This window comes from Aeromonas sp. sif0611 (assembly GCF_019218845.1).
Lineage (GTDB): Bacteria > Pseudomonadota > Gammaproteobacteria > Enterobacterales > Aeromonadaceae > Aeromonas > Aeromonas media.
On the sequence record NZ_JAHUWU010000001.1, the window covers coordinates 125,124 to 137,177 of the forward strand.

The window sequence follows — 12,054 nt, forward strand, 5'->3', positions numbered from 1 at the left end:
GCCCTTACTTGAACTGCTTGAGGAAGCGCAGGTCGTTTTCGAAGAAGGCACGCAGGTCATTGACCCCGTAGCGCAGCATGGTGAGGCGCTCAACGCCCATGCCGAAGGCAAAGCCGGAGTATTTTTCCGGATCGATGCCGACCGAACGCAGCACGTTCGGGTGCACCATGCCGCAGCCCAACACCTCCAGCCACTTGCCGTTCTTGCCCATCACGTCTACTTCGGCGCTCGGTTCGGTGAACGGGAAGTAGGAAGGACGGAAGCGAATGGTCAGGTCTTCCTCGAAGTAGTTACGCAGGAAGTCGTGCAGGATGCCCTTCAGCTCGGTAAAGCTGGCATGCTCGTCGACCAGCAGGCCTTCGACCTGGTGGAACATCGGGGTGTGGGTCATGTCGTAGTCGTTACGATAGACACGGCCCGGCGCTATGATGCGGATCGGCGGCTGTTGCTGCTGCATGGTGCGGATCTGCACACCGGAGGTGTGGGTACGCAGCATCAGGTCAGGATTGAAGTAGAAGGTATCGTGATCGGTACGCGCCGGATGATGAGCCGGAATGTTCAGCGCATCGAAGTTGTGGAAGCCATCTTCAATCTCGGGACCGCGCTCGACCTTGAAACCCATCTCGCCAAACAGGCGCTCGATGCGTTCAATGGTGCGAGTCACCGGGTGCAGGCCACCGTTCTCGATGCGACGACCCGGCAGGCTGATGTCGATGGTCTCGGCGGCCAGCTTCTGGTTCAGCACGGCAACTTCGAGGGCGTCACGACGCGCGTTCAAGGCATCTTGAACCAGCTGCTTGGCCTGGTTGATCACGGCGCCCGCGGCGGGACGCTCTTCAGCAGACAGAGCACCCAGGCCCTTCATCTGCTCGGTAAAAAAGCCCTTTTTACCCAGATATTTGACCCGGATTTCGTCGAGGGCGGCGATGTCGCTCACGCCCTCAATTTCGGCCTTGGCCTGGCCGACTACTTCTTCAAGCTGTTGCATGTCTTCCTCGTCACCACTCCCGAAACAGGAGCCTGTAGGCTAAATAAGGTCAAGAGGGGAATAATACAAAAAAAGCCCCTTCGCTGACCATAGTTACGGCGGGCTTTTCTCCCTATAAATCATTTTGTTATATCAAGCGAGTCTCAAGTCGTCCTTCTCACTCGCTTAAAATATTGAATACCTGTAGCAGTTTGTTGGCATATCAGACATTTTCACGTCAGCAACCACAGCTGATGCGCTGTGTGGCAAACAGGGTCGAAAGTAAAAAACGGACAACAAAAAAGGAGGCCTGAGCCTCCTTTTATCTTTCATAACAGAACCGGATTAAACCAGAGCTGCTTTGGCCTTTTCAACCAGGGCGGTGAAAGCCAGCTTGTCGTGAACGGCGATATCGGACAGGATCTTGCGATCGATCTCGATAGAAGCCTTCTTCAGACCGTCGATCAGACGGCTGTAGGACAGACCGTTCTGACGGGCTGCAGCGTTGATACGCGCAATCCACAGCTGACGGAACTGACGCTTCTTCTGGCGACGGTCACGGTAGGCATACTGACCAGCTTTGGTTACCGCTTGTACCGCTACGCGGTAGACACGGGAACGGGCGCCGTAGTAACCCTTGGCGGCTTTCATTACTTTCTTGTGACGAGCGCGAGCAGTCACACCACGTTTAACTCTTGGCATTTTTCACATCCCCCTTATGCGTACGGCAGACAAGCGACAACACGTTTGTGGTCGGCAGCAGAAACCATGAACTTCGGCCCCAGCTTACGCTTACGCTTACTGCTCTTCTTGGTCAGGATGTGACGCAGGTGGTTGTGCTTGCACTTGAAGCGACCTGAGCCAGTCTTCTTGAAGCGCTTTGCAGCACCCCGGTTGGTTTTCATCTTCGGCATTTCATACTCCGCATTGTGAGTGACAACAAAATCGCAAGGCGAACCGACTCATGGGGCGAGCCCATGAGTCAATTTCTTGTGGGCCTTAAGATTTCTTCTTGGGTGCGAGGACCATCACAGCTTGACGGCCTTCGACTTTCGGGAACGACTCGACTACGGCCAACTCTTCCAGATCGTTCTTGACTCGCTCCAGAACCTTGATACCAAGATCCTGGTGGGCCATTTCACGACCACGGAAGCGCAGGGTGACCTTCGCCTTGTCCCCGTCTTCCAGAAAGCGAACCAGGTTGCGTAGTTTTACCTGATAGTCGCCTTCGTCAGTGCCAGGACGGAATTTGATTTCCTTTACCTGGACGACTTTCTGCTTTTTCTTCTGTTCTTTGGTGGTCTTGCTCTTTTCGTAGAGGAATTTGCCGTAATCCATGATTCGGCAAACGGGCGGCTCAGCGTTAGGACTGATCTCGACCAGATCCACTCCGGCTTCAAGGGCCAAGTTCAGGGCATCCTGGATGGTGGTGATACCAATGGCCTCACCGTCCAAACCAGTCAGACGAACTTCTTTCAGACGGATCTCTTCATTGATCCGGTGAGCGCGGGCTTGCGGTTGCTTGCCCAGTTTTTTTCCGCCTTTTATAGCTTATTCCTCCACTTTCTTTTGTCCGCGGGTCTGAACTTCCTGGGTTAACAGAGCTATCAGCTCTTCAACAGGATAAGAACCCAGGTCAGCCCCTTTACGAGTCCGTACTGCAATCTTGCCGGCTTCTACTTCTTTATCGCCGCAGACCAGCATGAAAGGCACTCGCTTCAAAGTATGCTCGCGGATTTTAAAGCCAATCTTCTCATTTCTCAAGTCCGCTTTTGCGCGAAGGCCCGCATCATTCAATGCCTTGGCAACTTTCACCGCATAATCGGCCTGATTATCCGTGATATTCATGACCACGGCCTGAGTCGGTGCCAGCCAGGTCGGGAACAGTCCAGCGTATTCTTCGGTCAGGATACCGATGAAACGCTCAAGAGACCCGAGGATGGCCCGGTGGATCATCACAGGTACGTGACGTTCGTTGTCTTCGCCCACATAAGTGGCGCCAAGACGGCCCGGCAAGGCAAAATCGAGCTGCACGGTACCACACTGCCAGGCACGATCAAGACAATCGTGCAGGGTGAATTCGATCTTGGGACCGTAGAAAGCACCCTCCCCCGGCTGCAGATCGTACTTCAGGCCGTTGAGCACCAGGGCTTCCGCCAGGGCGGCTTCCGCGCGATCCCAGGCTTCATCGGAACCGATGCGCTGCTCGGGACGGGTGGATAGCTTGACCACAATGTTTTCGAAGCCAAAGGTGCCGTAGACGTCATAGACCATACGAATACAGGCCGACACCTCTTCCATGATCTGATCTTCGGTACAGAAGATGTGGGCGTCATCCTGAGTAAAGCCGCGCACCCGCATCAGACCGTGCAGGGAGCCTGAGGGCTCGTTGCGGTGGCAGGAGCCGAACTCGGCCATGCGTAGGGGCAGGTCCCGATAGGACTTCAGGCCCTGGTTGAAGATCTGCACGTGACCCGGGCAGTTCATCGGCTTGATGGCGTACTCGCGATTCTCGGACTGGGTGGTGAACATGGCCTGGGCATATTTTTCCCAGTGGCCGGAACGCTCCCACAGCACGCGATCCATCATGAAGGGGCCTTTCACCTCCTGATAATCGTACTCCTTGAGCTTGCCGCGGATGAAAGTTTCCAGCTCGCGGAAGATAGTCCAGCCATCGTTGTGCCAGAACACCATGCCGGGGGCTTCTTCCTGCATGTGGTACAGGTCGAGCTGCTTGCCAATCTTGCGGTGGTCGCGCTTGGCGGCCTCCTCGAGACGCTGCAGGTAGGCCTTGAGCTGCTTCTTGTCGGCCCAGGCGGTACCATAGATGCGCTGCAGCATCTTGTTGTTGGAGTCGCCACGCCAGTAAGCACCGGACATCTTCTGCAGCTTGAAGTGGTGGCAGTGACGCATGTTCGGCACGTGAGGGCCGCGGCACATGTCGATGTACTCTTCGTGATGATACAGACCGGGCTGGTCATCACGGGCGATGTTCTGATCCAGGATCTCGACCTTGTAGGTCTCGCCGCGGGCCTCGAACACGTCGCGCGCCTCCTGCCAGGAAACCTTCTTCTTGACGACGTCGTAATCCTTGGCGGCCAGCGCCAGCATGCGCTCTTCCAGGGCAGCCAGATCTTCATCGGTCAGGGTGCGGTCGAGATCAACGTCGTAGTAGAAACCGTTGTCGATGACAGGACCGATGGCCATCTTGGTCTGGGGCCAGAGTTGCTTGATGGCATGACCCAGCAGGTGAGCACAGGAGTGGCGCAGGATGTCCAGACCGTCTTCGTCTTTGGCGGTGATGATGGCCAGGGAGGCATCGGCTTCGATCAGCTCGCAAGCATCCACCAGTTCACCGTTCACACGGCCGGCAATGCACGCCTTGGCGAGGCCCGGACCTATGTCAGCGGCGACGTCCATGACGGAAACGGCGTGGGGAAATTGACGTTGGCTGCCGTCAGGCAGAGTAATGATTGGCATTCGGTGTTTCCTTATACAGTGGTGCCCCCTACCAAAGGGCACATGCAGGTTGGAGAAAACCTTTCATTTCAAGCAGTTCACTCCCGAGTTTCACCGTTCACAATACGGTTGGTACGCAGAAGTGGTACACACCCTCTTGGGTGTGCAAGGCCATCAATGGACAGGTACAGCGGAGGATTGTATCAGACGTCACGACTCAGACAAGTTGCCTTGCCGATTTTGTATACCATGGAAAGTGGAAGCGAGGAGAGGCGTCAACAGAGGCACCGGAACGATGCACATGCGATGTGGGTCCCACCTCGCCCTCTGTGTGCTAGGGTTCCAGTGAGGCGTCTGCCTGAACAAGGAGAGCATGATGTACACCTATGACATTTCGTTTCCGGAGCATGCGGAGAAGATTGTCCACCCGGATCACCTGTTGACGACACACTGCCCCGTTCATCTCGGAGAGCTGGTGATCCTGAGTGATGGCAGCAAGCGCGAGGTATGCAGCATAGTGCACAGCGCCGATCGCAGCACCCTCTACGTCACCGACGTGACACCGGGCAAGATCACTGCCAGCCGCTGAGGGGCTAACCCTTCCCCAGCAGTGACTGGCCATTGAAATCGAAGGCGCTGCGACCCTCCTCGGCCAGCGCCAGCTCCTGCAATACCGTCAACGCCAGCTTGTTGCCCTTTTGCGAGGCCTGATAGAGCCACTGCTTGGCCTCGGCCATGTCGACCCGACCGTTGGCCCCCATCAGATGCAGCACACCCACCTTGAGCATGGCGGGCACGTCCCCGTTGCGGGCCGCTCGCTCCATCCAGTGAAAGGCGATACGCAGATCCCGTGGCACCCCTACCCCGCGCAGATAAAGCTCCGCCAGCCGGTACTGGCCAAATGCATCTCCCGCCTCGGCGGACTGGCGATAGAGGCGGATGGCCTGCACCAGATCCTGCTCGCTCCCCTGCCCCAGCTCATGGCTCCATCCCATCAGGGCCTGCGCCCTAGGCTGGCCCTGCTCGGCCAGCGGCTGCCAGATACCGGTCGCCTGCTCGAAGTGACCCACCCGCCAGGCGCGGTTGGCCGCCGCCAGCTCCTGCTCGGTGGAGAGCGGGAGCTGACGCCAGGCGACCAGGGCAATGACGGCGATAAACAGCCAGCGGTAAGTGGTGGGGCTCATGATGATTTCCGTGATCCAGTTCGCATTTTGTCTATGTAAACGAAATGTAGCGACAGATCAAGCAGGAGATCCCGTTCTTTGACCGAGTGAAATAAGGGAAGAGTGGCCGGACTTGATGTTTGGCACTATCTCGAGCAAAATAACTGTATGTATAAACAGTACTCGGTGTGATGAGATGGCAGGACGAGGCAGCACCCACAATATCGAGCACCGTTTCAGCGGCCCGCAGATCGATGTCGTCGACGATGGCTGGCAGGCCGTGGAATGGGAGGCGGCATTTCGTGCGTCCCAACCCCGAACCGAGGTGCGGGAGATCCAGGCCAAGAGCATCATCAGCCACAATCTCTCGCCGGACGTCCCCTTCGGCCGCTCCATCAACCCCTATCAGGGGTGCGAGCATGGCTGCATCTACTGCTACGCCAGACCCAGCCACGCCTATCTGGAGCTCTCCCCCGGCCTGGATTTCGAGACCCGGCTGTTTGCCAAGGTGAACGCTGCCGCGCTGCTGCGCCGGGAGTTTGCCAAACCAACCTATCAGCCGCAGACCATAGTGCTCGGGGCCAATACCGATCCCTACCAACCCATAGAGCACCACTATCGTCTCACCCGCGAGCTGCTGGAGGTGATGCTGGCTCATCGCCATCCGGTGGGGATCATCACCAAGAGCGCCATGATATTGCGCGATCTCGATCTGCTGGCCGAGCTGGCCCGGGAGGGGCTCTGCCAGGTGATGGTGTCGGTCACCACCCTGAACGAGACGCTGAGGCGACAGCTGGAGCCCCGCGCCAGCACGGGAGCGGGTCGGCTCAAGGTCATCGAGAAGCTGGCACAGGCCGGGATACCTGTGGGAGTGCTGGCGGCCCCCATGATCCCGCGGCTCAACGAGCCCGAGCTGGAGCAGATCATCAAGGGCGCCGTGGAGGCAGGCGCCGGCTGCGCCGACTATATCCTGCTGAGACTGCCCCACGAGCTGACCACCCTATTTTGCGACTGGCTGGAAGAGCACTACCCCGGCCAGAAGGAGGCCATCCTGAACCAGTTGCGGGCAAGCAGAGGGGGGGCGCTCAACAGCCCCGCCTTCGGGACTCGCATGCGCGGAGAGGGGCAATTCGCCGACTTGCTCGCCCAGCGCTTTCGGCTCATCAGCAAGCGGCTGCAACTGGGCAAGCGCCATATCGCGCTCAACACCTCTGCCTTCATTCGCCCCAACGAGCAGCTGCGCCTGTTCTGATCGCCGGGGCAGCATCAACCGCACTCACAACGCCTCCCCTTCGCCGGTACACCACAAACCATGCCGGCGAGCAGGGCCTCACCCTCTTGGCCGAGGCGAGCGCGTGGCCTTGCCTTGGGCGATCAATTCGGCGGGCAGTCGTGCCGGCTCATGGGCCACTTCATCCTCATGCTCCCCTGCCAGCGATGCTGGTTGATGTTCGCCCCATACCCGGCTCCACCAGATCTCCCACATTACCCAGCTAGTCATAAGGTGCTCCTGTTTGATGGCTGCGCGTCGCAGTCTGTTGAGTGCGACAGGGGCAGCTTGGCCTCATCCCATGACAGGGGGATGACGCAGGCATGATGAATTGAGGACAAGGAGGAGTACGGCAATGCTCGCGGTGCGAGTGATCAGCGACGCGTACAGCAACAGGATCAGGCTGACCCATCAGGCTGGGGGCACGCGGCCAGAGACAAACGGCAGCAACAAAAAGAGCGACCCTGGGGTCGCTCTTTTTCATGGTGGAAAACGCGCGATTATTCGTCGCTCGCAGCACCTTCTTCAGCAGATCCTGCATCGGCAGAGCCGGTATCTGGCGCGGTATCAGTGCCTTCGGACACCTCACCGTCAACGGCCACGATGTCGTTCTCTTCCTCGTCGCTCTCGGCAATGCGTTGCAGGCCGACCACAGTCTCGTCTTCACCGGTACGGATCAGACGCACACCGCCGGTGTTACGGCCAATGACGCTCACCTCGGCAACACGGGTTCGCACCAGGGTGCCGCCGTTGGTGATCAGCATGATCTGGTCGGTATCCTCGACCTGGATCGCATCGATCACCTTGCCGTTGCGCTCGTCCACCTTGATGGAGCGAACGCCCTGGGTACCACGGCTCTTGGTCGGGTACTCGTCCAGTGCGGTACGCTTGCCGTAACCGTTCTCGGTGGCGGTGAGGATGGCACCGACCCCGCGCGGCACGATGAGGGAGACCACCTTGTCACCGGCACCCAGCTTGATGCCGCGCACACCGGCGGCGGTACGACCCATGGGACGCACGCCCTTGAAGGTACCCTTGCTCTCGGTGCCTTCAGTGCCTTCAGTACCTTCGCCGTTGTCGCTGCCATCCTCGTCGTTGCCGGCGTCGTCGTCGGTCTCGACGTCATCGCTGGCATCCACATCGGCTGCATCGGCGCGGCCGCTACCTTCATTGAAGCGAACGACCTTGCCCGCATCGGAGAAGAGCATGATCTCGTTGCTGCCGTCGGTGATATCCACTCCGATCAGCTCATCACCCTCTTTGAGGTTGATGGCGCGAATACCGGAGGAGAGCGGACGGCTGAAGTCGGACAGGCTGGTCTTCTTCACGGTACCGTTGGCGGTGGCGAAGAAGACGTACTTCTCGGCATCATATTCCTTCACCGGCAGGATGGCGGTGATGCGCTCACCCTCTTCCAGCGGCAGCAGGTTGATGATGGGACGACCACGGGCGCCACGGGACGCTTCCGGCAGCTGATAGACCTTGAGCCAGTAGACCTTGCCACGGGTGGAGAAGCACAGAATGGTGTCGTGGGTGTTGGCCACCAGCAGACGCTCCACAAAGTCCTCTTCCTTGATCCGGGTGGCCGACTTGCCACGACCACCGCGGCGCTGGGCCTCGTAGTCGGAGAGCGGCTGATACTTCACATAGCCCTGGTGAGACAGGGTCACGACCACGTCTTCCGGGGTGATCAGATCTTCGATGTTGATCTCGGCACTGGACATGCTGATCTCGGTGCGACGCTCGTCGCCATACTGCTCGCGCACGGCCAGCAGTTCATCGCGGATCACTTCCATCAGCCGTTCTGGGCTTGCCAGAATGAACAGCAATTCGGCGATGAGATCCAGCAGAGACTGGTACTCTTCCAGGATCTTCTCGTGCTCGAGGCCGGTCAGCTTGTGTAGACGCAGGTCAAGGATGGCCTGGGCCTGGATCTCGGTCAGGAAGTACTGCCCTTCACGGATCCCGAACTCCGGCTCCAGCCACTCCGGCCGTGCCGCGTCGTCGCCCGCTTTTTCCAGCATGGCGGCCACGTTGCCGAGTTCCCAGCCCTTGGCAACCAGGCCTGCTTTCGCATCCGCCGGGGTCGCACTGTGGCGAATGAGCTCGATGATGGGGTCTATGTTGGCCAGCGCCACCGCCAGACCTTCCAGGATGTGCGCCCGATCCCGCGCCTTGCGCAGCTCGAACACAGTCCTGCGGGTCACCACTTCACGGCGGTGCAGCAGGAAGGCATCCAGGATCTCTTTGAGGTTCATCACCTTGGGCTGGTTGTTATCGAGCGCCACCATGTTGATGCCGAACGTGGTCTGCATCTGGGTGTGCTTGTAGAGATTGTTCAGCACAATCTCGCCGGACTCGCCGCGCTTGATCTCGATAACGATGCGCATGCCGTCTTTATCAGACTCATCGCGCAGGGCACTGATGCCCTCGACCTTCTTCTCTTTGACCAGCTCGGCGATCTTCTCGATAAGCCGTGCCTTGTTCACCTGATAGGGGATCTCGTGAACGATGATGGTCTCGCGACTCGTCTTCTCGTCCACTTCCACCTCGGCCTTGGCCCGCACATAGACGGAGCCGCGACCGGTCCGGTAGGCCTGCACGATGCCGGAGCGCCCATTGATGATGCCGCCGGTGGGGAAATCCGGGCCGGTGACATAGGTCATCAGCTCGTCAATGGTGAGGGCGCCATTCTCGATCAACGCCAGACAGCCGTTGACTATCTCGGTGAGGTTGTGAGGAGGAATGTTGGTCGCCATGCCCACCGCGATACCGGAGGAGCCGTTGATCAACAGGGTGGGTACCTTGGTGGGCATGACAGCCGGGATCATCTCGGTGCCGTCGTAGTTCGGCACCCAGTCCACGGTCTCTTTGTCCAGATCGGCCAGCAACTCGTGGGAGATGCGCGCCATCCGCACTTCGGTGTAACGCATGGCCGCAGCGTTGTCGCCATCGACCGAGCCGAAGTTGCCCTGACCATCGACCAGCATGTAACGCATGGAGAAATCCTGCGCCATCCGGACAATGGTGTCATACACGGCACTGTCGCCATGCGGGTGATATTTACCGATTACGTCACCGACCACACGGGCCGATTTCTTATAGGGCTTGTTCCAGTCGTTCCCCAACTCGTTCATAGCAAACAGAACGCGGCGGTGAACCGGTTTCAAGCCATCACGCACATCCGGCAGAGCTCGTCCTACGATCACGCTCATGGCGTAATCCAGATAGGAACTCTTGAGCTCTTCTTCGATGTTGACCGGCGTGATCTCTCTGGCCAGATCGCTCATAGAAAGCCTTAATCCCTAATTAGTTGTTCTTTGGCTTAAACAGCGCGACATGGTAACACACTGAGCCAAATACCTTAAGCCACAAATCCGGGTAGCACGTCGGGCTGGTGTGACCAAGTCCGTCCGTTATAATGCCCGCCAGGACAATAGATTGCGCGCGCCCTGCCCGCTGCGCGCCCTGCCACAGGATCATCAAAAAATGAATAGTGATGCCAATGTCGATCTGACAGAAATCGCCAAATTTGAAGCCATCGCCTCCCGCTGGTGGGACATGGAGGGCGAGTTCAAACCCCTGCATCAGATAAACCCGGTGCGCCTTGACTGGATCACCGACAAGAGCGGCGGCCTGTTTGGCAAACGCGTGCTCGACATCGGCTGCGGCGGCGGCATCCTCTCCGAGAGCATGGCCCGCCGGGGGGCTCGCGTGACCGGCATCGACATGGGCAAAGAGCCCCTCGGGGTTGCCCGCCTTCATGCCCTGGAGCAGGGTGTAGAGCTCGAATATCGCCAGATGACCGCCGAAGCTCATGCCGCCGAGGCCCCGGGCCAGTATGACGTGGTCACCTGCATGGAGATGCTGGAACACGTGCCGGATCCCGCCTCCGTACTGCGCGCCATCGCCACCCTGGTACGACCGGGCGGCAAGGTGTTCGTCTCTACCATCAATCGCAACCCGAAAGCCTACCTGATGATGATCCTGGGGGCCGAGTACTTGCTGAAGATGGTGCCCAAGGGTACCCACGACCACAAAAAGTTCATCACCCCTGCCGAGCTGTGTCGCATGGGGGAAGCCGCAGGCCTGCTGGTACGGGACATGAGCGGCGTTCACTACGCGCCGCTGTCCAACAGCTTCAAACTCGGCAAAAACGTCGACGTCAACTACATGGTGGCCTTCGTGCGCCCGGAGGCCATCTGATGAGCACCTACAAGGCGCCCCTGCACTGCGTGCTGTTCGATCTCGACGGCACCCTGCTCGACACGGCCCCTGATCTCGGCGCCGCCGTCAACCATGTGCTGGTGAGCGAAGGCTTTGCCCCCCTGCCCGAGGCCATCATCCGCCAGACCACCTCCCACGGGGCGCTCGGGCTGCTCAAGGCGGGTCTGGGGGAGGATCTGCTGGAAGAGTTGGGCGCCACGCGCTTGCGCACCGCCCTGCTCGACCATTACGCGGCCAACCTCTGTGTCGGCACCCGCCCCTATGAGGGGATGCTGGATCTCATCGAATGGCTCGATGAGAAGAAGCTGCCCTGGGGCATCGTCACCAACAAGCCGGGCTTTCTCACGAAGCCGCTGCTGGCCGCCCTGCCCGAGCTTGCCAGCTGCGGCGTGACGGTCAGTGCCGATACCCTGCCGGTGCGCAAGCCAGACCCCGCCCCCATGTACTTTGCCTGCGAGCAACTGGGCGTCGACGCCACCCATTGCCTCTACGTGGGGGATCACGTGCGTGACATCGAGGCGGGCCGCAACGCCGGCATGCGCACCGCGGTGGCGGGCTGGGGCTATCTGAGCGATGACGAGGATCCCGCCGACTGGGGCGCAGATCTGCAGTTTGACACCGTGCAGGCGCTGCACCACTGGCTGCGCTACGAGCTGACCTAAACACGGCACGGCATAGGTGGATCATCGGGGCAACTTTAACGCCAGGGGGTGGCCAGATGAGCACGACGCTCACTCCTGGAGCCACGCTATGGTCATGACAGGGGGCGCTGATGTGCCCCCTTTTTCGAAGTGGTGACAACCGTGCGCCAACGGGGATCGGACAGCTTTTGACCCTGACTGCACAAGGGATAACCAGGCTGAATTTGCTAGTAAAAACACCCTCTTTTCGCAAGCAAAAAAAGTTATTTAAATTTTCCATCTTCGATCATCAGACTTGCATTTGCCGGATCGGACGGATGAAAACCC

At 59.1% G+C, this 12,054-nt stretch carries 12 protein-coding genes; 4 read left to right on the forward strand and 8 right to left on the reverse strand.

Translation table 11 applies throughout. The annotated features are described in order from the left end of the window. Window positions 1-4 precede the first annotated feature (4 nt). The 5 genes from pheS to thrS form a co-directional block, all read right to left on the reverse strand. Window positions 5-988 (reverse strand): phenylalanine--tRNA ligase subunit alpha, encoded by a 984-nt coding sequence (gene pheS, locus KW824_RS00535; RefSeq protein WP_005329694.1) that lies wholly within the window; start codon window positions 986-988, stop codon window positions 5-7. A gap of 324 nt (window positions 989-1,312) precedes the next feature. Beyond that, window positions 1,313-1,669, reverse strand: coding sequence for a 50S ribosomal protein L20 (gene rplT / locus KW824_RS00540; protein WP_010674800.1), 357 nt, complete (start codon window positions 1,667-1,669; stop codon window positions 1,313-1,315). 14 nt (window positions 1,670-1,683) lie between these two features. Next, window positions 1,684-1,881: a 50S ribosomal protein L35 gene (gene rpmI / locus KW824_RS00545; RefSeq protein WP_005315535.1), complete on the reverse strand. Its 198-nt coding sequence runs from the start codon at window positions 1,879-1,881 to the stop codon at window positions 1,684-1,686. A gap of 85 nt (window positions 1,882-1,966) precedes the next feature. Further along, the gene (infC, locus tag KW824_RS00550) at window positions 1,967-2,497 is read right to left on the reverse strand and encodes a translation initiation factor IF-3 (RefSeq protein WP_205597183.1); all 531 of its coding nucleotides are present in this window, start codon (window positions 2,495-2,497) and stop codon (window positions 1,967-1,969) included. A gap of 21 nt (window positions 2,498-2,518) precedes the next feature. After that, complete coding sequence (gene thrS / locus KW824_RS00555; protein WP_218408568.1) at window positions 2,519-4,447, reverse strand: threonine--tRNA ligase; 1,929 nt, start codon at window positions 4,445-4,447, stop codon at window positions 2,519-2,521. Window positions 4,448-4,802: 355 nt separating this feature from the next. Between thrS and KW824_RS00560 the strand changes: the two genes are divergently transcribed. Then, window positions 4,803-5,015 (forward strand): hypothetical protein, encoded by a 213-nt coding sequence (locus KW824_RS00560; RefSeq protein WP_218408569.1) that lies wholly within the window; start codon window positions 4,803-4,805, stop codon window positions 5,013-5,015. 4 nt (window positions 5,016-5,019) lie between these two features. On the opposite strand, the gene KW824_RS00565 is transcribed toward KW824_RS00560, so the two are convergent. Further along, window positions 5,020-5,610: a tetratricopeptide repeat protein gene (locus KW824_RS00565; RefSeq protein WP_005329705.1), complete on the reverse strand. Its 591-nt coding sequence runs from the start codon at window positions 5,608-5,610 to the stop codon at window positions 5,020-5,022. Window positions 5,611-5,785: 175 nt separating this feature from the next. Here KW824_RS00565 and KW824_RS00570 point away from each other — a divergent pair, with 175 nt between their 5' ends. Then, window positions 5,786-6,841, forward strand: a complete 1,056-nt coding sequence (locus KW824_RS00570) for a PA0069 family radical SAM protein (protein WP_218408570.1) — start codon at window positions 5,786-5,788, stop codon at window positions 6,839-6,841. 78 nt (window positions 6,842-6,919) lie between these two features. Here KW824_RS00570 and KW824_RS00575 read toward each other — a convergent pair whose 3' ends face one another. Beyond that, window positions 6,920-7,090 (reverse strand): hypothetical protein, encoded by a 171-nt coding sequence (locus KW824_RS00575; protein ID WP_218408571.1) that lies wholly within the window; start codon window positions 7,088-7,090, stop codon window positions 6,920-6,922. A 269-nt stretch (window positions 7,091-7,359) separates the two neighbouring features. Beyond that, window positions 7,360-10,149, reverse strand: coding sequence for a DNA topoisomerase (ATP-hydrolyzing) subunit A (gyrA, locus tag KW824_RS00580; RefSeq protein WP_218408572.1), 2,790 nt, complete (start codon window positions 10,147-10,149; stop codon window positions 7,360-7,362). 199 nt (window positions 10,150-10,348) lie between these two features. Between gyrA and ubiG the strand changes: the two genes are divergently transcribed. Both ubiG and KW824_RS00590 read left to right on the forward strand, forming a co-directional pair. Continuing rightward, window positions 10,349-11,065, forward strand: coding sequence for a bifunctional 2-polyprenyl-6-hydroxyphenol methylase/3-demethylubiquinol 3-O-methyltransferase UbiG (gene ubiG, locus KW824_RS00585; protein ID WP_042650158.1), 717 nt, complete (start codon window positions 10,349-10,351; stop codon window positions 11,063-11,065). Further along, window positions 11,065-11,748, forward strand: coding sequence for an HAD family hydrolase (locus tag KW824_RS00590; RefSeq protein WP_218408573.1), 684 nt, complete (start codon window positions 11,065-11,067; stop codon window positions 11,746-11,748). Before ubiG ends, KW824_RS00590 begins: the two co-directional genes overlap by 1 nt. The last annotated feature ends 306 nt before the right edge of the window (window positions 11,749-12,054 follow it).